This is a genomic window from Escherichia sp. MOD1-EC4550 (assembly GCF_963876935.1).
In the GTDB taxonomy this organism is placed as follows: Bacteria; Pseudomonadota; Gammaproteobacteria; order Enterobacterales; family Enterobacteriaceae; genus Escherichia; species Escherichia coli_F.
In genome coordinates, this window is the sequence record NZ_CAWNSE010000012.1 from 833317 (window position 1) to 855675 (window position 22359).

The following is a 22359-nucleotide window of genomic DNA, read 5'->3' on the forward strand; positions in this document are numbered from 1 at the left end:
CGCCTCCTTTTATTGCACGAAGCGCGAGGTCACGTACTGGCTGTAATCATTCGCCACGGCAGGGACTTTGCCCTGATCTTTCAAAAACTGCGCGGTATCGATGATCGCTTTATTCACCGGTCCGGTCAGTTCTGCCGTTTGTTGCTGCGGCGTCAGATAAGTATTCCCCTTCACCAGCCCCGGAACGTCACCTTCCGGCACGCCGCTTAAACGCGCCAGCTTGCTGATGTTTTCCGGCTGTTTCAGCCACGCGTCTGGGTTAGTAATGTATGGTTGCTGAGCATCGATGGCGCTTTTAGCGAACGCTTTCACTACCTCAGGATGTTTCTCGGCAAAATCTTTGCGCACTACCCAGACGTCCAGCGTCGGCGCGCCCCACTGACCGACCTGTTCAGAATCGATCAGCACCTTGCCATCTTTTTCCAGGGCATTAACCGCCGGTGCCCAGACATAAGCACCATCAATGTCTCCCCGCTGCCAGGCGGCGATAATCGCAGGCGGCTGCAGGTTCACAATCTCCACTTGCCCGGGTTTAATGCCCCAGTGTTTCAGCGCCGCCAGCAAGCTGTAATGCGTGGTGGAGATAAACGGTACGGCAATGCGTTTGCCAATGAGATCTTCGGGTTTGCTGATGGTTTTCTTCACCACCAGCGCTTCGGAGTTACCCAGTTTTGACGCCAGTAAGAAGACTTCAATCGGCACCTGTTGGCTGGCTGCCACCGCTAATGGGCTGGAACCGAGGTTACCGATTTGGACATCGCCTGAAGCCAGCGCCCGCACGATGCTGGCTCCGCTGTCAAACTTGCGCCAGTCCACCGTCGCCCCGCTCTCTTTAGCAAAGGTGTTATCAGCCTGAGCCACTTTCGCCGGTTCAGCGGAGGTTTGATAGGCCACGGTGACGTTCACCGCCTGTGCCTGAAAAGCGATGAATGCCAGTGCGGCAAGAAGTGTGTTACGCGATGAAATTGCCATGATTGTCTGCTCCCCTGTCTTGTTATGGGAGCAGTATTTCGTTGCGGGTCAGTTTGATAAAGGAATTAAAACGTCTTGTTAAGAACAAAGCGTTTTTAGAAAAAAACTGGCAATGGTTAGCGAGTTTACGCATTTTGCAGCTTGGGCGAATGTAGCATGCCGATTCACAAACCAGATCAGATGTTCGCTCTCCGGCAAATTATTGCCATTTTGTTACATCCATTCCATATCTGTCGCTGGTTGATTGCCAGCGACGCGCCGTGATGCATGATAGGAGAATGAGATAATAAGAGAAGAAAAGTATGATTCGGGTTGTGCTGGTGGATGACCATGTGGTGGTGCGCTCTGGCTTCGCACAGTTACTCTCTCTGGAAGACGATCTGGAGGTCATTGGTCAGTACAGTTGTGCCGCGCAGGCATGGTCGGCATTAACTCATAATGACGTTAATGTTGCCGTCATTGATATCGCCATGCCGGACGAAAATGGCCTCAGTCTGCTTAAGCGTCTGCGTGCACAAAAACCGCAATTCCGCGCCATTATTCTTAGCATTTATGACACGCCAACCTTTGTACAAAGCGCTCTGGATGCTGGTGCCAGCGGCTATTTGACCAAACGCTGTGGGCCGGAAGAGTTAGTGCAGGCGGTGCGCTCGGTCGGGATGGGCGGGCATTATCTCTGCGCCGATGCAATTCGGGCTTTACGCGGCGGCGGGCAACCCGCCCAGGCGTTGGAAATTCTCACCCCACGAGAACGTGAAGTGTTTGATTTATTAGTCAAAGGCGACAGTGTAAAAGAGATCGCCTTTAAGCTCGAACTCAGCCATAAAACGGTACATGTACATCGCGCCAACGTGCTGGGAAAACTGAACTGTCATAGCACCATTGAGCTGGTGCATTTTGCACTCAATCACCATCTGCTGGCGGGGCATTAATGTCGCGTAACCTTCGTCATTGGGTGATTTCGCTGTTTATTGTGCTGGCCTGGGGAAGCGGCTGGCTGATGTTGTGGACGCTCAGCTTTTATCTGACCAATAACGGTCAACAGGCAGTGTTATTTCTGCCGCACGGAGTTTACCTCGCTCTTCTTATTTTGCTCTCTCGCCGTTACTGGCCTGCGTTGGTGCTCCCCCCTTTGCTGATGATGTTCTGGCTGCACAGCGAGCAACTGTTGAACGGCTATCTCATGCTGGCAACGCCGGTTATTAGCCTGCTTCCTGCCATCCTTGCACAAAACGTCTGGCACCGTTTTCCACTTTACTGGCAGCGTCTGACGTTGCTGTTAGCCTCAGTAACAGCAGCTTCATTGCTGAATACAGCCATGCTAACCCCTTTTATGTCAGGCCCAATAATGCTGCCCGGTCTGACCTCATTTACCGGCGGCGTATTGTTGACGCCGTTTGTCTATCTCATCTTTGAGTTTCTGCGCCAGCAGCATCGCTATCAGCTTCTGAGACTCGATACGCATAATCCCCCCTTGCGAACCTCTTTAATCATCTGGTGTAGCCTATTTTTTATTATTGGTATCGGCACCCAGATGGTGTTGTCGCCTGAAATCGAACGCCTGCTGCTGATCGTGGTATTTCTACCCAATGTGGTCATGGCCTGGAAATTTGGCTGGCAAGGTGGCGTACTCTCGGGGCTTTTGGGCAGCATGATGATCACTATTGCCCGCCAGATTGGCGTGGGCTTTAGTAACCTGGTGGAACTGGAGATTTTTCTCGCAACCCAGGCATTGCTGGGAATTGGCCTGGGCATTGCCATCAGTCGCCAGCAACATCTGGCGCTAAACCTGCATCATTACCGTCAGCGACTGGAGGCAGAACTGGCAGCACGGCGGGCATTGGCTGAAAAGCTGATCCACACCGAGGAAGACACGCGTAAAAGCCTGGCTCGCGAGCTGCACGACGAAATCGGTCAGAACATTACCGCCATTCAGATCCAGTCGCAACTGGTGACGCGGGCACGCGATCCGGCGCAAGTTCATTCCGCAGCTAGCCAAATCAACGAACTCGCCCGCCGCATTCATCTCTCCACCCGCCAGTTGCTGCGCCAGTTGCGGCCACCCGCGCTTGATGAACTGACATTCCGCGAAGCATTACTTCATCTGATTAATGAATTTGCCTTTAGTGAACGCGGCATTCATTGCCAGTTTACCTATCAACTAACCACCACGCCAGAAAACGAAACGGTTCGCTTTACACTGTATCGGTTATTGCAGGAGTTACTCAATAACGTCTGTAAACACGCCGAAGCCAGCGAAGTGACGATTATTCTGCGCCAGCAGGGAGAGATATTGCACCTGGAGGTCAGCGACAACGGTATAGGAATCGCCAGCGGGAAAATGACCGGATTTGGCATTCAGGGGATGCGTGAACGCGTCAGTGCCCTGGGCGGCGACTTAACGCTCGAAAAACATAACGGTACGCGAGTAATTGTTAACCTGCCCACATTTTTGCAACAAATCGCCGGATAACCAGGAAAAAGTCTTAGGCATCCCGGATTTTCTCTCATCCTCTTTCACTTTCATTTTCATATAGTCAGCAACATGGAGACGACCATGCACGCGCGTTCAGCGAGAGAGATTAATCAATGCTACCGGACATTACGTCCGCGATTGCTGATGTGCATGATTATTGGCTACGCCGCATTTTATCTGACGCGAAAAAGCGTGAATTACGTCCTTCCGGCGCTGCAAACCGACCTCGGACTGGATAAAGGCGACATTGGCCTGCTGGGTTCGCTGTTTTATCTCAGCTACGGATTGTCGAAATTTACCGCCGGACTGTGGCATGACAGCCACGGACAACGCGGTTTTATGGGCGTCGGCTTGTTCGCCACTGGGCTATTGAACGTGGTGTTTGCCTTTGGCGAATCACTTACGCTTCTGCTTGTGGTCTGGACACTGAACGGATTTTTTCAAGGCTGGGGGTGGCCACCGTGTGCCCGCTTACTGACCCATTGGTACTCCCGTAATGAACGTGGTTTCTGGTGGGGCTGCTGGAATATGTCGATCAACATTGGCGGAGCGATTATTCCGCTGATTAGCGCCTTTGCCGCCCACTGGTGGGGCTGGCAGGCCGCGATGCTGACACCGGGGATTATCAGCATGGCATTAGGGATCTGGTTAACGCTACAGCTTAAAGGCACACCCCAGGAAGAGGGATTACCGACGGTGGGTCAGTGGCGTCACGATCCGCTGGAATTACGTCAGGAACAACAAAGTCCGCCGATGGGTCTGTGGCAAATGTTGCGCACCACAATGCTGCAAAATCCGATGATCTGGCTGCTGGGTGTCTCTTATGTACTGGTTTATGTGATCCGGATTGCGTTAAACGACTGGGGCAATATCTGGCTGACGGAAAGCCACGGCGTCAACCTACTCAGCGCCAACGCCACGGTAATGCTGTTTGAAGTGGGCGGCTTACTCGGCGCGTTATTTGCCGGATGGGGTTCGGATTTGCTGTTTAGCGGGCAGCGAGCCCCCATGATTTTGCTGTTTACCCTTGGGTTGATGGTTTCGGTCGCTGCACTCTGGTTGGCACCGGTTCATCACTATGCCCTTCTGGCTGTGTGCTTTTTTACTGTGGGCTTTTTTGTCTTTGGCCCGCAAATGCTGATTGGACTTGCGGCAGTGGAATGTGGACACAAAGCTGCGGCGGGTTCAATTACCGGATTTCTCGGTCTGTTCGCCTATCTCGGTGCGGCGCTGGCAGGCTGGCCGTTGTCGCTGGTTATCGAACGCTACGGCTGGTCAGGAATGTTCAGTTTACTCTCGGTCGCCGCAGTACTTATGGGTTTACTGCTGATGCCGTTACTGATGGCGGGCATCACCACCACTCACGCTCGAAGGATAAAACAATGAAAATGCCCCTTACCTCTACTCTGATTGCTTCTGCCGTTGCGCTGGCAACCTTAACGGGTGCCGCACAAGCGAAAGGTCGACTGGTGGTCTATTGCAGCGCCACTAATGAAATGTGTGAGACCGAAACCAAAGCGTTTGGCGAGAAATATGATGTGAAAACCTCGTTTATCCGCAACGGCTCCGGTAGCACCCTGGCAAAAGTCGATGCTGAAAAGAAAAACCCACAGGCTGACGTCTGGTACGGCGGCACCTTAGACCCGCAGTCGCAGGCCGGCGAGATGGGCCTGTTACAGGCATATAAATCGCCTAACCTTGAACAGATCATGGAAAAATTCCGCGATCCGGCAAAAGTGAAAGGAAACCTTTCCTCCGCCGTTTATGTGGGGATCCTCGGGTTTGGCGTCAACACAGAGCGTCTGAAAGAGAAAAACCTGCCTGTGCCGAAGTGCTGGAAAGATCTCACCAAACCTGAATATAAAGGCGAAATTCAGATTGCCGATCCACAAAGTTCCGGTACCGCCTACACCGCGCTGGCTACCTTTGCGCAGCTGTGGGGGGAAGATCAGGCCTTTGATTATCTAAAACAACTTAACACCAACGTCTCCCAGTACACCAAATCAGGCATTGCCCCGGCACGTAACGCCGCCCGCGGCGAAACGGCGATTGGTATTGGTTTCCTGCATGACTACTCGCTGGAAAAAGAACAGGGCGCACCACTGGAGTTGATTTCCCCGTGTGAAGGTACGGGCTACGAAATAGGCGGCGTCAGCATTCTGAAAGGTGCGCGCAACCTCGACAACGCCAAACTGTTCGTGGACTGGGTATTATCAAAAGAAGCTCAGGAACTGGCGTGGAAGAAAGGGAAATCTTATCAGATCCTGACCAATACCACCGCCGAAACGTCGCCAAATTCGCTGAAGCTCGACGACCTGAAATTAATCAACTACGACATGGATAAATACGGTTCAACTGATGTTCGTAAGGCATTAATTAATAAATGGGTCAGCGAAGTGAAGATGGGTAAATAAACCCGCATTGCGTGCACTTGCCGGGTGCAGCACAGACGCCTGCCCCGGCCAACCATACCGGAACTGCTATGTCACAGACACTTGCACTCCATCCCGCGAAAAAGCGGGATGCGATTTTCCTTTGGGTTTTGCTGGGCTGGCTGGCATTTATCCTGTTGCCGAGCTGGAGCCTCGATTATGGTCTGCTGGAGTCCACGAGTGATGAGATCCTCGAGGCGTACAGCTGGTCGCATTTTAATATCAGCTGGCTGTGGTATTTACTCCCGAGTTTGCTGCTGGTTCGCCCGTTTAATGAGGCCAAACGCGAGCAGCGCAGCCGTCATTATTTTGATGCCGGCTGGGCATTGCTTTGTTTAGCGTTTATGGTCATCAGTGCCACCATCGTTGGCCGCGGTCTAGGCTACGCCGCCATCGTGCTGTTTATCGAATTAAGCGCGATAATGACGCTGGCCTTAACCCGCCTCGAATGGCTGGGTGGCGACCGCTTTGTGATCGGCTCGCTGATTGCGATTGTGGCGCTGATTGGCATTTTTATCGTCTGGCCGAGCATCGCCATTTTTATCCCGATGTTCACCAACGACGCGGGAGAGTTCGCCCCACTGGCGTTTATGAATGTGCTCTCGCAGGCACATATTGTTCAGGTAATCGTCAACTCCATCGTCTTATCGATAGCGGTGGGTATTGGCTGTACTTTCTTCGGTCTGGTGCTGGCGATATATACCACGCGCATCGCTAAACGCAGCGCCGTAATCGGCCGCATCTTTTCCATTCTGCCAATTGTCACGCCACCGTTTGTGGTCGGCTTAGGCGTTACGCTCATGATGGGGCGCTCCGGCTACATAACGGAATTTATGGTGGAGTGGTTTGGGCTGACCAACACCAACTGGCTGTATGGTTTTACCGGGATCTGGCTGGCACAGGTCCTGGCATTTACGCCAATGGCTTTTATGATCCTCGATGGGGCCATTAAAACCATTCATCCCTCGCTGGAAGAAGCCTCCTACACCCTGCGCGCCAGCCGCTGGCAAACCTTTAACGGTGTGTTTGTGCCGTTGTTAAAGCCCGCGCTTGCCAATGCCTTTTTAATCGTCGTGGTACAGTCACTGGCTGACTTCAGTAACCCGCTGGTGCTTGGCGGCAACTTCGACGTACTGGCGACGCAAATTTACTTCTACATTACCGGCTCGCAGCTGGATTATCAGGCCGCCAGCACGCTTGGCGCTTTCCTGCTGCTGTTCTCGCTGCTGGTGTTCTGCGTCCAGTATATGTGGATTGGTAAACGCTCTTACGTCACGGTTTCCGGCAAATCCTACCGTGGCGACGTCCAGCCGCTACCGGTCACCCTGGTGTGGAGCGTGGTCGCCATACTTGCGGTATGGATTGCCTTTAACGCCCTGCTCTATGGCAGCATTTTCTACGGCAGCTTCACTGTGAACTGGGGCGTTGACTACACCCTGACGCTGGATAACTTTATCAAGTTATTTGGTCAGGGGATGAGCGACGGCGCGTGGCCTTCACTGTTGGATACCCTGCTCTACGCCGGGATTGCCGCCCCCATTACCGCTATCTTTGGTCTGCTCATCGCCTGGGTGGTGGTGCGTCAACAATTCAAAGGCAAAAAGACCATCGAGTTCACCACCATGTTGTGCTTTGCCGTACCGGGTACAGTGGCGGGTGTCTCGTATATTCTTGCCTTTAATAGCGCCCCAGTCTATCTCACCGGAACGGCGGCAATAGTGATTATCTCGATGGTGATGCGTAACGTTCCGGTGGGTATTCGCGCCGGGATTGCAGGTCTGGGGCAGATCGACAAATCGCTGGATGAAGCCTCACTCAGCCTGCGCGCGGGTTCACTGCGAACCATAACCCACATTTTACTGCCGCTGTTACGCCCAGCCATTCTCTCGGCCCTGATTTACAGTTTTGTGCGGGCTATCACGACAGTCAGCGCCATCGTCTTTCTCGTCACGCCGGACACACGCGTGGCAACCGCCTACATCCTTAACCGCGTAGAAGACGGCGAATATGGCGTAGCCATCGCCTACGGTTCGATTCTGATCGTGGTGATGCTGGCGATTATTTTCCTCTTTGACTGGCTGATCGGTGAAGCACGTATTTCCCGTTCTAAAGCCAAAAACCAGGCGTAATGGAGCGCACTATGAGTCAGAAAAATTTTGTGGAACTGCGCAACGTCACTAAACGATTCGGCAGTAATACGGTTATCGACAATATCAATCTCACCATCCCACAAGGGCAAATGGTGACGCTGCTCGGTCCTTCCGGATGCGGCAAAACCACCATTCTGCGTCTGGTTGCCGGGCTGGAAAAACCGAGCGAAGGGCAAATTTTTATAGATGGCGAAGATGTCACGCATCGTTCCATTCAGCAACGCGATATCTGCATGGTGTTTCAGTCATACGCTCTGTTCCCACATATGTCGCTGGGCGAAAACGTTGGCTATGGGTTGAAAATGCTTGGCGTGTCGCGTAGTGAAGTGAAGCAGCGGGTGAAAGATGCGCTAGCAATGGTGGATCTGGAAGGATTCGAAGACCGCTATGTCGACCAGATTTCCGGTGGTCAGCAACAGCGTGTGGCTCTGGCCCGTGCGTTGATCCTTAAGCCTAAAGTGCTGCTGTTTGATGAGCCGTTAAGTAACCTCGATGCCAACCTGCGTCGCAGCATGCGCGATAAAATCCGCGAGCTGCAAAAGCAATTTAACATCACTTCGCTCTATGTGACTCACGATCAAAGTGAAGCTTTCGCGGTGTCCGACACCGTGTTGGTGATGAATAAAGGTCACATCATGCAGATTGGTTCACCGCAGGATCTCTATCGTCAGCCCGCCTCCCGCTTTATGGCAAGTTTTATGGGCGACGCCAACCTGTTCCCGGCGAACTTTAGCGAAGAGTATGTCGATATCTACGGTTATCGCCTGCCGCGCGCGGCGCATTTCCCGGCGCAAGGTAGCGGCACCGTCGGCGTTCGCCCGGAAGCCATCACCTTAAGCAATCACGGCGAAGAGAGTCAGCGTTGTGTTATTCGCCATGTCGCCTACATGGGGCCGCAGTACGAAGTGACCGTAGAATGGCATGGTCAGGAGATTTTATTGCAAGTCAACGCCACCCGTTTACAGCCCGATATTGGTGAGCACTATTACCTCGAAATCCATCCTTACGGGATGTTTGTTTTAGCGGATGCGGCATAAAAATAGCACATAAACGGTCCCAACCTGTCTTGAGGGACCGTTCACCTGTTTAGACGTCGGACAACAATTATTCTCCGGCGTTATATACTATAGGGGGGTATGCATTGACATATAGCATACCCCCCTATAGTATATTGCGTGCAGATGATGAGGTGCGAAATGCCCAGTACTCCGGAAGAGAAGAAAAAGGTCCTTACTCGAGTTCGTCGTATTCGGGGGCAAATTGATGCTCTGGAACGGTCGCTGGAGGGTGATGCCGAATGCCGTGCCATACTCCAACAGATCGCTGCCGTTCGGGGCGCGGCTAACGGGCTGATGGCAGAAGTGCTTGAAAGCCATATCCGGGAAACGTTTGACCGAAATGACTGCTACAGCCGCGAAGTCAGCCAATCCGTTGACGACACTATTGAACTGGTTCGTGCCTATCTTAAATAGCTGAATCTATTACCATATTGAGGAAGAGCGAGAGATGAAATCACGTGCTGCCGTTGCATTTGCTCCCGGTAAACCGCTGGAAATCGTTGAAATTGACGTTGCACCACCGAAAAAAGGTGAAGTGCTGATTAAAGTCACCCATACCGGCGTTTGCCATACCGACGCATTTACCCTCTCCGGCGATGACCCGGAAGGTGTATTCCCGGTTGTTCTCGGTCACGAAGGGGCTGGTGTTGTAGTTGAAGTCGGTGAAGGTGTAACCAGCGTCAAACCTGGCGACCATGTGATCCCGCTTTACACCGCAGAGTGCGGCGAGTGTGAGTTCTGTCGTTCCGGCAAAACTAACCTCTGTGTCGCAGTTCGCGAGACTCAGGGCAAAGGCCTGATGCCAGACGGCACCACCCGTTTTTCTTACAACGGGCAGCCGCTTTATCACTACATGGGATGCTCTACATTCAGTGAATACACCGTGGTCGCGGAAGTGTCTCTGGCAAAAATTAATCCAGAAGCAAACCATGAACACGTCTGCCTGTTGGGCTGTGGCGTGACCACTGGCATTGGCGCGGTGCATAACACCGCTAAAGTCCAGCCAGGTGATTCTGTTGCTGTGTTTGGTCTTGGCGCGATTGGTCTGGCAGTGGTTCAGGGCGCACGTCAGGCGAAGGCGGGACGGATTATCGCTATCGACACTAACCCGAAGAAATTCGATCTGGCGCGTCGCTTCGGTGCCACCGACTGCATTAACCCGAATGACTACGACAAACCGATTAAAGATGTCCTGCTGGATATCAACAAATGGGGTATCGACCATACCTTTGAGTGCATCGGCAACGTCAACGTGATGCGTGCGGCGCTGGAAAGTGCTCACCGTGGCTGGGGTCAGTCGGTGATCATCGGGGTAGCAGGTTCCGGTCAGGAAATTTCAACGCGTCCATTCCAGTTGGTCACCGGACGTGTATGGAAAGGTTCTGCGTTTGGTGGCGTGAAAGGTCGTTCTCAGTTACCGGGTATGGTTGAAGATGCGATGAAAGGTGATATCGACCTGGAACCGTTTGTAACGCATACCATGAGCCTGGATGAAATTAATGACGCCTTTGATCTGATGCATGAAGGCAAATCCATTCGAACCGTAATTCGTTACTGATTTCCCGCTGATTTCGCCCCGTCCAGTTCAGACGGGGTTCTCAATACCGTCCCCGGGCAGCCGTCCGGGGATTAACCATGAGATAATGACTGATGGAACTCATTGAAAAACATGCCAGCTTTGGCGGCTGGCAAAATGTGTATCGGCATTATTCCCAATCACTGAAATGTGAAATGAATGTCGGTGTCTATCTCCCGCCAAAAGCCGGGAATGAAAAATTGCCGGTACTGTACTGGCTTTCGGGCCTGACCTGTAACGAGCAGAATTTCATTACTAAATCGGGGATGCAACGTTACGCGGCTGAGCACAACATTATTGTTGTTGCGCCAGACACCAGTCCGCGAGGCAGTCATGTCGCAGATGCCGACCGTTACGATCTCGGACAAGGTGCCGGGTTTTACCTGAACGCAACGCAAGCGCCGTGGAATGAACATTACAAAATGTATGATTATATCCACAACGAGCTGCCGGATTTAGTGATGCAACATTTTCCGGCAACGGAAAGAAAGTCAATCGCGGGTCATTCAATGGGCGGGCTGGGCGCGCTGGTGCTGGCGTTACGTAACCCAGATGAATATGTCAGCGTCTCGGCGTTTTCGCCCATTGTCTCCCCATCGCAAGTACCGTGGGGACAGCAAGCCTTTGCCGCATATCTTGGTGAAAATAAAGATGCCTGGTTGGATTACGATCCGGTGAGCCTTATTTCACAAGGTCAACGCGTTGCGGAAATCATGGTTGATCAGGGATTGAGTGATGATTTTTACGCAGAACAGCTGCGGACTCCAAATCTTGAAAAGATCTGCCAGGAGATGAATATCAAAACGTTAATCCGTTATCACGAGGGTTATGATCACAGCTATTATTTTGTCTCCAGTTTTATTGGCGAGCATATTGCCTACCACGCCAATAAACTGAATATGCGTTGAGCATCCGCGCACGCCAGCCGGATGCGGCGTGAACGCCTTATCCGCCTACATTTCGCCCATAAACCGTAGGCATGATAAGACGCGCATAGCGTCGCATCAGGCATCTGCGCACAACTGCCGGATGCGGCGTGAACGCCTTATCCGGCCTACATTTCGCCCATGAGCCGTAGGTATGATAAGACGCGTCAGCGTCGCATCAGGCATCTGCGCACAACTGCCGGATGCGGCGTGAACGCCTTATCCGGCCTACATTTCGCCCATGAGCCGTAGGCATGATAAGACGCGCAAAGCATCGCATCAGGCATCTGCGCACGACTTATCTATGTTTACCACATCAAATCATCAGGCACTTTGAAGTCGGCATACGGATCGTCTTCATCCTGCTCTTCGGCGCTAAGCGCGCTGTGCAACACAACACTGCTGGCATCACGCTGAGCAATTTTATCGGCAACGCTGGCGGGAATAATGGCGTATTCACCTTCGCTATTGTTATCGATCTGCAAACGTGCAATCGCCAGACGACCATTAATCAACTGCGCTTGCGTGAGCTTATCGACAAAGATTTTCTTAATCAGATTACCGTCAGTGAAGTTAAAACCAATATCGCCATTAGCAATGGTGATCCGGTTCATTTCAATGAGCTGCTTCACCTGGGCTTTATATTCTTTCGCCAACGCCGCTTGTTTTTGCTGCTCGCTAAGCTGTTTATCACGCTCAAGCTGTGCCTTTTTATTTTCTTCTACCGCCGCCCGAGCTTCACGCGCCTGAACGCGCGATTTTTTCGCCGTTCTCTCGACCTTCGCCGCTTTTTTGCTGGTGACTAATCCTGCTTTGAGCAACTGCTCTTGTAAGGTAAGTTTTGCCATCTTTGTTTCCAAACCCGCTGAATAATTTTTAGCGAGTATACCTGTAAACGCCGTAGGTGTATTGGGGGCAAGTCCCTTTCGCCCCTACCTAATAAGGCGCGTCAGGCATCGGCGCACGGCTGCATTCGTGATTTTCGACTCATCAAAATAAACACCGCTAATCCAGCAACAAGAATACCCGGCGCAGATGCGGCCATTACGCCAACCGTGCCAGTGCCTAATGCCAGCATTTTCCCTGCCAGCAACGGGCCGCTCATGGCCCCCAGACGCCCAACCGCCACGGCGGTTCCCACGCCGGTTGCGCGGATCTGCGAACTGTAAAACAACGGAGCCAATGCATACAAAACGCTTTGCCCACCTGTTGCAAACAACCCTGCGACAAATCCCGCCAGCAACATACCGTTAAATGATGACACCGTTCCCAGCGCTAGCAGCGAAGCTAACATGCCGCTATAAATCAGTAGCGACATGGCCATGGGTCGCAGTTTATCCATCAACGCGCCCAAAATTAATGTTCCGCTCGCCGCTCCCATTTGCAGTGCAAACATCACCCCTGCCGCCTGCGATGGCTGGAATCCTTGTTCCACCAAAAGCAGCGGTAGCCAGTTGATCAACATGTAGACCACCAGCAAAGTGAAGAAATAACACAACCACAGCAGCAGCGTTGCGGTTGCCGTTTCTGGCGCAAATAACGCACGCAGTGGAGGCGCGGCCTGTTTTTCGCCAGCGAACACCGCCGACTCCGGCAGCCAGCGCATTAACAGTGGCACCAGAATCAACGGCACCACACCACCTACCCAAAACACCGTTTGCCAGGCTAAGTTTGCCCCTGCAAAACCCAGTGTCGCCGCCAGCGCCGCGCCAATGGGAACCCCGCAATACATCAGGCTCACCGCCGTTCCACGAAAACGTGGCCCCGCCGCTTCAGACGTCAGGGCGATAAGATTCGGCAACGCCGCCCCCAGCCCGACACCGGTCATCAGCCGCGCAAAGACCAGTGAGGGGAAATCCCAGGCAATAGCCGTTGCCAGCGAGAACAAACCAAACAGCGCAACTGAACCAATCAAAATGCGTTTACGACCATAACGGTCCGCCAGCATTCCGCCAACCAGCGCGCCGGGTAGCAAACCGAGTATTCCGGCACTGAATATCCAGCCCATTTGCATTTTATCGAGTGCAAAAGCCTGGGCGATGCCACCCGCCGCAATGCCAGCCGCCTGAAGATCCAGTCCTTCCATCAGAGCGACCAAAAAACAAAGCCCGACGGTCAGCATCAGGCGGGATGAAGATGATGAAGGGGTACGAGTCGACATAAGATGAACCTCGTTGCGAATGCAGGTGAATCGCGGCTGATACATTGCCAGCCGCGTAATCAAAACCATTTAATGACTGCCTACGGACGAAAGTAGGCCGGATAAGGCGTTTATGCCGCATCCGGCTGTCGTGCGCCATTGCCTGATTCGACGCTGACGCGTCTTATCATGCCTACAAATTCCCGCGCCATCCGTAGGCCGGATAAGACGTTTACGCCGCATCCGGCAGTCGTGCACAGATGCCTGATGCGACGCTGACGCGTCTTATCATGCCTACAAATTCCCGCGCCATCCGTAGGCCGGATAAGGCGTTTACGCCGCATCCGGCAGTCGTGCGCCATTGCCTGATGCGACGCTGACGCGTCTTATCATGCCTGGGATGGGTATACAAAATGTACGTTGTCAACAGTCAACATGATTTGTTGTTGCGCAGATCCAGCGCCACGTCGACGATCATATCCTCCTGGCCGCCAACCATCCGGCGTTTACCCAGCTCAACGAGAATATCCACCGCGCTTAAACCATAACGCGCCGCCGCCGTTTCACAGTGACGCAAAAAGCTTGAGTAAACACCAGCGTATCCCAGCGCCAGCGTTTCGCGGTCGACACGTACCGGACGATCCTGCAACGGACGCACCAGGTCGTCAGCGGCATCCATTAACGCATAGAGATCGGTCCCATGCTGCCAGCCCATTTTATCCGCGGCGGCAATAAACACTTCCAGCGGTGCGTTACCTGCACCCGCGCCCATCCCCGCGAGGCTAGCGTCGATGCGGTCACAGCCCTCTTCCACCGCCGCGATAGAGTTCGCCACACCAAGACTCAGGTTATGGTGAGCATGCATGCCAGTTTGCGTTTCCGGTTTCAGCACCGCTTTCAGGGCGCGGAAACGGTCGCGGATATCGCTCATGTTCATCGCACCGCCAGAATCCACCACATAAATACAGGTCGCACCGTAGCCTTCCATCAGCTTTGCCTGCTTTGCGAGATTCTCCGGCGTGGTCATGTGGCTCATCATCAGAAAGCCAACGGTATCCATTCCGAGTTCGCGGGCATACTGAATATGCTGAGCGGAAACATCAGCTTCGGTGCAGTGCGTAGCCACACGAACCACCCGCGCGCCAGCCTGCCAGGCATTTTTCAAATCGTGAATAGTGCCGATTCCTGGCAGCAACAACGTCGCGATTTTGGCGTGCTTCACCACATCCGCCGCCGCTTCAATCCATTCAAGGTCGCTATGTGCGCCGAAACCATAGTTAAAGCTGGAACCCTGCAAACCGTCGCCGTGGGCCACTTCAATCGAATCCACGCGGGCATCGTCCAGTGCTTTGGCAATCTGGCGGACATTTTCAAGTGAATACTGATGACGAATGGCGTGCATACCGTCACGCAACGTGACGTCCGAGATATAAAGTTTTTTACCGTTCATGCCGCTTCTCCTGCCTTGCGCGCCAGTGACTGGGCCATTTTTTCTGCTGTCGCCAGCGCACTGGAAGTCATAATGTCGAGGTTGCCTGCGTAGGCAGGCAGATAATGCGCTGCGCCTTCGACCTCCAGCCAGACCGCCGTTTTCAGCCCAGAGAACTGACCAATGCCCGGTAAATTAACCGGTTTATCCTGCGGGATAACTTCAAACTGCACGCGCTGTTTCAGGCGATATCCCGGTACGTAAGCCTGCACCGCCTCAGCCATTTCATTGATTGAGGCTTCGATATCATCTTGTGAAGCTTCATCGCTCAATACATACACCGTGTCGCGCATCATCAACGGCGGCTCTGCCGGATTAAGCACAATAATCGCCTTCCCTTTTGCCGCGCCGCCTACGACTTCAATGGCTCGCGAGGTGGTCTCCGTAAATTCATCGATATTGGCACGCGTGCCAGGGCCAGCAGATTTACTGGCGATAGAAGCGATGATTTCGGCGTAATGAACACGCGCCACGCGTGAAACCGCCGCTACCATCGGAATGGTGGCCTGGCCGCCGCAGGTGACCATGTTGACGTTCAATTGATCGACGTTTGCGTCGAGATTAACGACCGGCACGCAGTAAGGGCCGATGGCAGCTGGCGTCAGGTCGATTAAGCGAATATCCGGTTTCGCTTCGCGCAAAGCGGCATCGTTTTTCACATGTGCGCCCGCGCTGGTCGCATCAAACACTATATCGATATCAGCAAATTCAGGCATGTTCATCAGCCCAATCACCCCTTCATGGGTGGTAGCGACGCCCATACGTCTGGCACGCGCCAGACCGTCGGACTGAGGATCAATGCCGACCATTACCGCCATCTCCAGATGCTGACCGTGACGCAAAATTTTAATCATCAGGTCGGTGCCAATGTTGCCAGAACCGATAATGGCGACTTTACGCTTACTCATGACAGACTTCCTTTTAGGGCTGCGTTTGAAAATGTCGCAGCAACTGAACCTATGCCTTCGATATGGGCTTCAAAACGATCGCCCGCATTTACCGCCACCATCGGACCTAATGCCCCGGTAAGAATGATATCTCCGGCGCGCAGCGGTTCACCCAGGCTGGCCATTTTGCGTGCCAGCCAGACGGCGGCATTAAGTGGATGCCCCAGACATTCGCTGCCGCGCCCGCTGGAAACCTCTTCGTTATTACGCGTCATCGTCATAGTGCAGTTTTTCAGATCTAACCCTGCCGGACGTTGCGCCGGACCACCGATGACATATACCCCACAGGAGGCGTTATCTGCCACGGTATCGACAAACTGAATCGACCAGTCGCGAATACGGCTGCCCACCACTTCCAGCGCCGGAAGCACCCATTCAATGGCGTTATACAGTTCGTCGAAGGTAATATCCGTTGCGGGTAAATCGCGGTTTAGCACCAGTGCGATCTCTGCTTCAATACGAGGTTGCAGAACACGGGAAAAAGGAATGGTTTCGTTATCGCCATAACACATGTCGGCAAATAATGTTCCGAAATCCGGTTGATCAACCCCCAGTTGTTGCTGCACTTTCGGATGTGTCAGGCCCACTTTACGCCCCACCACGCGACGCCCCTGCGCAACGTCATATTGCACATTTATGTGCTGAATGCTGTAGGCCGCTTCAGCGTTATCAATACCAATCAGATCGCGTAGCGGCGCAATCGCTTCGCCCTGTTCTGCGGCGCGGCGTAAATCCGCCGCCAGTTGCTCAAGAGTATGCTTCGTCATGACCGTTCCTTAAGGACGTGCGAGGAAATTCAGCACCAGTTGATTGAAAGCGTCGGCATGTTCCCACTGCGCCCAGTGACCACAGTCGCGGAAGATATGCAGCTCAGAACCGGCGATGCCAGAAAGCAGACGCAGCCCTGCATCCATCGGCACAAAACGGTCGTTACGCCCCCAGACAATAAGAGTTTGCGCTTTGATTTCCGCCAGACGTGGACCAAAATCCGGGAACTGTTTCGGATTGGCTTCCAGGCTCTTAACGAAGTTTTCCAGGTGATCGCGGCGCGACAGCATATTATTCAGGCGCGCTTCAAACAGGGCGTCGGTCAAATCGCTGGTATCGAAAACGAAGATATCCATCATCAGCTTCAGATTTTCGATAGTCGGCTGGCGATAAAGCTGATTCAGTCGCTTAATGCCTTCAGTTGGCATCGGCGTAAACAAACTCATGCCACCTGTACCGCCGCCCATCAGCACCAGTTTGCCGACGCGCTCCGGCCAGTTAAGGGTGAACGCCACAGAACTGTGGCCGCCCATCGAGTTGCCCAGCAGGTGGATTTTGGCGATATCCAGTTGATCCACCACGCTTTTCAGGATGCGCGCATTGAGATCCGATCGCGAACCACTGTTAACGATCGAATCGCTCTTACCCCAACCAGGACAATCCAGCAGGATCACCCGATAACCAGCTTCTACCAGCGGATCGATATTGCGGCTGAAGTTCGCCCAGCCCGTAGCCCCCGGGCCGGAGCCGTGCAGCAGGACAACGGTTTCGTCGCCTTGACCGCAGTCATTAAAATGGATGCGCAGCGTTTTACCCGCTTCTTCTACATTCAGAAAACGGCTGGTGGCGGCTTCGGTTTGTGGCTGATAACTCATCATCTTCTCCTGCATATTCAGTTCTCTGTTCTGGCGCTTAACGAGCCAAATCCGGCAATCCACTCCGGGATCGGGCGGTAATAACGCCCTTCGCTACGCCAGTTGCCAAACGCAGAAATAGCGGCAAAAGCAGCGACCCAGGTTTTGATTTCATGTGTCGACTTTCCTGCAATGGCGGAAAGCTCTTCGTTACTGACGGCATCCAGTTCCTGTATGCGTCCCTGCTCCAGCAAAGACATGAACTGGTTATCCCAAATCGGGTTGAGCGGATGCAGAGTTCTCTGATCCTCAACAAACCTCTCAGCGGCGCTAATCACCCGTTGCTGGCGCATTTCGCGCTCATTGGCGGGCAAATCTTTCCCGCTACCCAACAGACGATCGCGCATATGGGCATCCGCTTTCGCCAGTTCTGGCACCGGCGGCTGATGGGAAAGCCCACCGGAACCCAGGAACAGCACGCGCTTATTCAGCGTGCTGGTGAAACGTCCAATGGCTTCACCCAACATGCGGGTACGCTGAAAACCAGGTAGCGGCGTGGCGACACCGTTGATGAATACAGGCAGGACCGGCACCTTATCCAGCCCACCGAGCAAGAACTCCAGCGGCTGGGCGAACCCATGATCCACCTGCATACAGTAAGAAACGGCAAGATCAATCCCGCTCTTCATGACGGCATGCGCACAAGCCTCCGCCAACTCCACAGGCACAGGAAGCTCTCCTGCCGCACTGCCGAAATCGCCAATTGCCGTCGCCCCAACGCCTAAACAGAAGGGTGGCATCACGTCATAGAAAAAACCGTTGTAATGATCTGGCGCAAACAGCACCACCAGTTCAGGGGAGAAAGCCGCAATACGCTCGCGGGCACTGGCAATCACGCCATTGACCTCATCGAGTATCTCTTGCGCCGGGTCGACATACCCTACCAGCGGCGAGTGGGAAAGACAGTGAAGATAAGCGTGCATATCAGGCTACCTTTTCGACAGAAACGTCGACATCAGGGCGGTTGAGTGTCATCACGGACGCCAGTTTATTCAGCGTATTACCCAGAGTTTGCGGAATGGCGATGGCGGCAACAAAGCGATCCGGGCGCATCACCACTAGCGAAGCATTATGTTGTGCGAACCAGCTACGCAGGCGACCTTGCGTATCGCCCACGCGCAGCACGCCGTCGTGGTTATCCTGCGCGGTATGAATTTGCACATCCGGCACCACCTGAATGAAGCGAGTACCCAGCGCGCGCCATTGCTGGATTTGCTCATCGCTCATCCCCCACAGTGGATTGCATCCCCAGCCAATTACCGCGAAGTTCGCGCCGATCGCGTTATCGAGCAACGTCACGTCGCCGTTTTCCAGCGTAACTTTCGGCTGAATAAACATCTTGCCGACCGGAGAGTGTTTCGCTTCGCCTTCACGCACCAGCGCACCGGCGTAATATTGCGGCATCGGCTTGAAGCGCATTTCGAGAAAGTAGCGTTTTACTGGCGGCAGATAATTCAGCAGCCAGGAAACACCGTCACGTAACGTACCCTGCCAGCGTTTCGGCGGAGCCAGTACGTTGCCCGCCGTCACCGACAGATCAATCATCGCTTTGGCGTGATCGCGACGTTCTTGTTGATAGGTATCGAGCAGCGCATCGCGAGCTTTCCCCTGGATAACCAACGCCAGTTTCCAGGCGAGGTTAAAGGCGTCGCGCATACCACTGTTATAGCCCTGCCCCTGCCACACCGGCATGATATGTGCGGCATCGCCCGCCAGCAGTACGCGGTCAATACGAAAACGTTGTGCCAGTCGCGCGTTGTGGGTGTAGACACGCTGACGAATCAATTCGACGTTGTCCGGATTAGGCAGCACTTTGCTTAACAGTTTGCGCATATTTTGCGGCTCGCGGAGCTGTTCTTCGGTTTCGCCCGGCATCACCATAAATTCAAAGCGACGTACCGCATGAGGCAGAGCTGCAGAAACATACGGGCGCACCGGATCGCAACACAAATAGATATGCGGCGTACTTAACGGATCGTTGGCGATATCCACCACAATCCACTGATTTGGTGCGGTTTTACCTTCAAACGGCACATTCAGGGTGCGCCGGACAAAACTTGCTCCACCGTCACAGGCTACCAGCCACTGGGCTTTGACCGTTTCCCGCTGCCCTTCTGCCGTTTTCAGATACAAGGTCACTTCGTCATCTTGCTGGCTGAAGGCCTCCAGCTCGCGGGAAAACAGGCAGCGCACATTCGGAAACCGCGACAACCCTTCCAGCATCACCGCATCGACCTGCGGCTGAATAAAGGCGTTACGACGCGGCCAGCCAAATTCATCGGTCATTGGCTGAATATCAGCAAAACAGCGGCCTTTTGGGGTAAGAAAACGCATCGCATGCCACGGCGTAGTGTGCGGCAGAACATTATCGACAAGGCCAACCGACTGCATGGTGCGCAGCGCCTCGTCATCAATTCCAATCGCGCGTGGATAGTCGATCAACTTATCGAGTTTCTCCACCACCAGCACGTCAATGCCCATCTGACCGAGATAGTTCGCCATCATCAGCCCGACCGGACCGGCACCAGCGATCGCCACCTGAACGCAATGGTTAACAGCAGGCTGGATGTCAGGGTGTTGTATTGCCATTTCAGTACCTCACGACTCGGAAAAAATGCCGTTGCGCGCACAGTTCAACGCAACTTATTTTGTTAAAAACATGTAAATGATTTTTTATTGTGCGCTCAGTATAGGAAGGGTGTTTTCGGCTACAATCAAAACATGCCTGAGTGTGCACCAAGTGCACAACGTTGTTTTAACTATAGAAATGTCAATTAATATGCAGAAAGATGAGCAGACGGAATACAAAACCGTGCGCGGCTTAACCCGCGGTCTAATGTTATTAAATATGTTAAATAAACTCGATGGCGGTGCCAGCGTCGGGCTGCTGGCGGAGCTCAGCGGCCTGCATCGCACCACTGTGCGGCGACTGCTGGAAACGCTGCAGGAAGAGGGATATGTCCGGCGCAGTACCTCCGATGACAGTTTTCGTCTGACCATCAAAGTGCGGCAATTAAGCGAAGGATTTCGTGACGAACAATGGATTTCTGCACTGGCAGCCCCGCTGCTGGGCGATCTGTTGCGCGAAGTGGTATGGCCGACAGATGTGTCCACGCTGGATGTTGATGCAATGGTGGTACGCGAAACCACCCACCGTTTCAGCCGTTTATCTTTTCACCGGGCAATGGTCGGACGGCGTTTACCGCTCCTGAAAACCGCCTCGGGCCTGACCTGGCTGGCCTTTTGCCCGGAACAAGAACGCAAGGAGTTAATCGAAATGTTAGCCGCCCGCCCCGGTGATGACTATCAACTGGCACGGGAACCGTTAAAGCTGGAAGCCATTCTGGCGCGCGCACGCAAAGAGGGTTACGGACAGAACTACCGTGGCTGGGATCAGGAAGAGAAGATCGCCTCCATTGCCGTGCCCCTACGCAGTGAACAACGGGTGATTGGCTGTCTGAATCTGGTGTATATGGCAAGCGCAATGACCATCGAACAGGCAGCGGAAAAGCATCTTCCGGCGCTACAACGGGTAGCAAAACAGATCGAAGAAGGGGTTGAATCGCAGGCTATTCTGGTGGCCGGACGGCGAAGCGGCGTGCATTTACGCTAGTTGCGCCAATGTGTAATTTGGCCCATTCTCATCGTTATTCGCCCATTTGCCCACATGCACAGTACGGGCTGCACGCTACGCTAATGCCATCAATACTGTGATGTGGAGCAAATCATGAAAATTACTCAAATTCGTAATGCCACCCAAATTATCCAATACGCTGGCAAAACATTTCTTATTGACCCGTTACTCGCGCCTAAAGGAAGTTATCCGGGTTTTGCCGGAACGGCACGCGCAGAAATCCGCAATCCAACGGTAGAATTACCGTGCGATTTAACAACGTTACTCAACGTTGACGCCCTAATAGTGACCCATTTGCATGAAGATCACTGGGACGAAACAGCCTCCCGCGTCGTCCCCAAAGATAAACGGATTTATGTGCAAAATGAGCAAGATGCTGAATCACTGCATAAACAAGGATTTACGCATCTTACCGTACTTGCCGACGAGACTAAATTTGGCGATATTACTCTGCATAAAACGACAGGGCAGCACGGCTCCGATCACACCTATGCAGACCCGGCTATGGCGAAGCGTTTAGGCGCAGCCTGCGGCGTTGTTTTCCAGCACCCGACAGAGAAAACGCTCTATCTGGCTGGCGATACCCTCTGGCGTGATGACGTCGAGGCTACAATGCTAACTTTCCAACCAGAAGTGGTGGTGTTGAATGCCGGATTTGCGCATGTTCTGGGGCATGGCGCGATAATTATGGGAGCTGAAGATATTCTCAAAACACATTTTACCCTGCCAGAAGCGCAAATTGTCGCGACACATATGGAGGCCGTAAACCACTGTTTGCTGACGCGTGATGCGCTCAAGGAATACGCCAGAGATAATCAAATTATCGAATTTGTGAACGTACCAGAAGATGGTGAAACGTTGACATTCTAATTCGGAG

At 53.3% G+C, this 22359-nt stretch carries 20 protein-coding genes; 11 read left to right on the plus strand and 9 right to left on the minus strand.

The genetic code is table 11. The features are described 5' to 3' along the window. Window positions 1–9: 9 nt before the first annotated feature. A complete protein-coding gene (gene tauA / locus AACU19_RS11200) occupies window positions 10–972 on the minus strand; it encodes a taurine ABC transporter substrate-binding protein (RefSeq protein ID WP_105278245.1) in 963 nt (320 codons plus the stop codon). Window positions 973–1274: 302 nt separating this feature from the next. Between tauA and AACU19_RS11205 the strand changes: the two genes are divergently transcribed. The 9 genes from AACU19_RS11205 to fghA all read left to right on the plus strand — a co-directional run bounded on the left by AACU19_RS11205 (window position 1275) and on the right by fghA (window position 11572). Beyond that, window positions 1275–1904 carry a response regulator transcription factor gene (locus AACU19_RS11205; protein WP_032183432.1) on the plus strand — a complete coding sequence of 210 codons (630 nt, stop codon included), beginning with the start codon at window positions 1275–1277 and terminating at the stop codon, window positions 1902–1904. Continuing rightward, window positions 1904–3445 carry an MASE1 domain-containing sensor histidine kinase gene (locus AACU19_RS11210; protein ID WP_000089295.1) on the plus strand — a complete coding sequence of 514 codons (1542 nt, stop codon included), beginning with the start codon at window positions 1904–1906 and terminating at the stop codon, window positions 3443–3445. Before AACU19_RS11205 ends, AACU19_RS11210 begins: the two co-directional genes overlap by 1 nt. Before the next feature lie 72 nt (window positions 3446–3517). Then, a complete protein-coding gene (gene uhpC / locus AACU19_RS11215; RefSeq protein ID WP_072157011.1) occupies window positions 3518–4834 on the plus strand; it encodes an MFS transporter family glucose-6-phosphate receptor UhpC in 1317 nt (438 codons plus the stop codon). Continuing rightward, window positions 4831–5862 (plus strand): ABC transporter substrate-binding protein, encoded by a 1032-nt coding sequence (locus AACU19_RS11220; protein ID WP_000783756.1) that lies wholly within the window; start codon window positions 4831–4833, stop codon window positions 5860–5862. Before uhpC ends, AACU19_RS11220 begins: the two co-directional genes overlap by 4 nt. A gap of 68 nt (window positions 5863–5930) precedes the next feature. Continuing rightward, window positions 5931–8009, plus strand: coding sequence for an ABC transporter permease (locus AACU19_RS11225; protein ID WP_105278246.1), 2079 nt, complete (start codon window positions 5931–5933; stop codon window positions 8007–8009). An 11-nt stretch (window positions 8010–8020) separates the two neighbouring features. Next, window positions 8021–9067, plus strand: coding sequence for a ferric ABC transporter ATP-binding protein (gene fbpC, locus AACU19_RS11230; protein WP_000078830.1), 1047 nt, complete (start codon window positions 8021–8023; stop codon window positions 9065–9067). A 159-nt stretch (window positions 9068–9226) separates the two neighbouring features. After that, window positions 9227–9502, plus strand: coding sequence for a formaldehyde-responsive transcriptional repressor FrmR (gene frmR, locus AACU19_RS11235; RefSeq protein WP_001141271.1), 276 nt, complete (start codon window positions 9227–9229; stop codon window positions 9500–9502). Between the two features lie 34 nt (window positions 9503–9536). Beyond that, on the plus strand, window positions 9537–10646 hold the full coding sequence (gene frmA, locus AACU19_RS11240) for an S-(hydroxymethyl)glutathione dehydrogenase (protein ID WP_000842102.1): 1110 nt from the start codon (window positions 9537–9539) through the stop codon (window positions 10644–10646). A 92-nt stretch (window positions 10647–10738) separates the two neighbouring features. Further along, on the plus strand, window positions 10739–11572 hold the full coding sequence (gene fghA / locus AACU19_RS11245) for an S-formylglutathione hydrolase (RefSeq protein ID WP_105278247.1): 834 nt from the start codon (window positions 10739–10741) through the stop codon (window positions 11570–11572). A gap of 326 nt (window positions 11573–11898) precedes the next feature. On the opposite strand, the gene AACU19_RS11250 is transcribed toward fghA, so the two are convergent. The 8 genes from AACU19_RS11250 to AACU19_RS11285 form a co-directional block, all read right to left on the minus strand. Next, on the minus strand, window positions 11899–12438 hold the full coding sequence (locus AACU19_RS11250) for a DUF2058 domain-containing protein (RefSeq protein WP_105278248.1): 540 nt from the start codon (window positions 12436–12438) through the stop codon (window positions 11899–11901). Between the two features lie 101 nt (window positions 12439–12539). Next, on the minus strand, window positions 12540–13751 hold the full coding sequence (gene mhpT / locus AACU19_RS11255) for a 3-(3-hydroxy-phenyl)propionate transporter MhpT (RefSeq protein ID WP_105278278.1): 1212 nt from the start codon (window positions 13749–13751) through the stop codon (window positions 12540–12542). 409 nt (window positions 13752–14160) lie between these two features. After that, window positions 14161–15180, minus strand: a complete 1020-nt coding sequence (mhpE, locus tag AACU19_RS11260; RefSeq protein WP_105278249.1) for a 4-hydroxy-2-oxovalerate aldolase — start codon at window positions 15178–15180, stop codon at window positions 14161–14163. Beyond that, window positions 15177–16127 (minus strand): acetaldehyde dehydrogenase, encoded by a 951-nt coding sequence (gene mhpF / locus AACU19_RS11265; RefSeq protein ID WP_000044306.1) that lies wholly within the window; start codon window positions 16125–16127, stop codon window positions 15177–15179. The genes mhpE and mhpF overlap by 4 nt, the downstream gene beginning before the upstream one ends. Beyond that, entirely contained in the window at window positions 16124–16933 is an 810-nt protein-coding gene (mhpD, locus tag AACU19_RS11270; RefSeq protein WP_105278250.1) for a 2-keto-4-pentenoate hydratase, read from the minus strand. The genes mhpF and mhpD overlap by 4 nt, the downstream gene beginning before the upstream one ends. A 9-nt stretch (window positions 16934–16942) precedes the next feature. After that, window positions 16943–17809 (minus strand): 2-hydroxy-6-oxonona-2,4-dienedioate hydrolase, encoded by an 867-nt coding sequence (gene mhpC / locus AACU19_RS11275; protein WP_000121898.1) that lies wholly within the window; start codon window positions 17807–17809, stop codon window positions 16943–16945. A gap of 17 nt (window positions 17810–17826) precedes the next feature. Next, entirely contained in the window at window positions 17827–18771 is a 945-nt protein-coding gene (gene mhpB / locus AACU19_RS11280; protein ID WP_000543449.1) for a 2,3-dihydroxyphenylpropionate/2,3-dihydroxicinnamic acid 1,2-dioxygenase, read from the minus strand. Window position 18772: 1 nt separating this feature from the next. Further along, window positions 18773–20437 (minus strand): bifunctional 3-(3-hydroxy-phenyl)propionate/3-hydroxycinnamic acid hydroxylase, encoded by a 1665-nt coding sequence (locus AACU19_RS11285; RefSeq protein WP_088541914.1) that lies wholly within the window; start codon window positions 20435–20437, stop codon window positions 18773–18775. Between the two features lie 190 nt (window positions 20438–20627). Between AACU19_RS11285 and AACU19_RS11290 the strand changes: the two genes are divergently transcribed. Then, the gene (locus AACU19_RS11290) at window positions 20628–21461 is read left to right on the plus strand and encodes a DNA-binding transcriptional regulator (RefSeq protein ID WP_032183403.1); all 834 of its coding nucleotides are present in this window, start codon (window positions 20628–20630) and stop codon (window positions 21459–21461) included. A 114-nt stretch (window positions 21462–21575) separates the two neighbouring features. Continuing rightward, window positions 21576–22352 (plus strand): MBL fold metallo-hydrolase, encoded by a 777-nt coding sequence (locus AACU19_RS11295; RefSeq protein ID WP_039021956.1) that lies wholly within the window; start codon window positions 21576–21578, stop codon window positions 22350–22352. The last annotated feature ends 7 nt before the right edge of the window (window positions 22353–22359 follow it).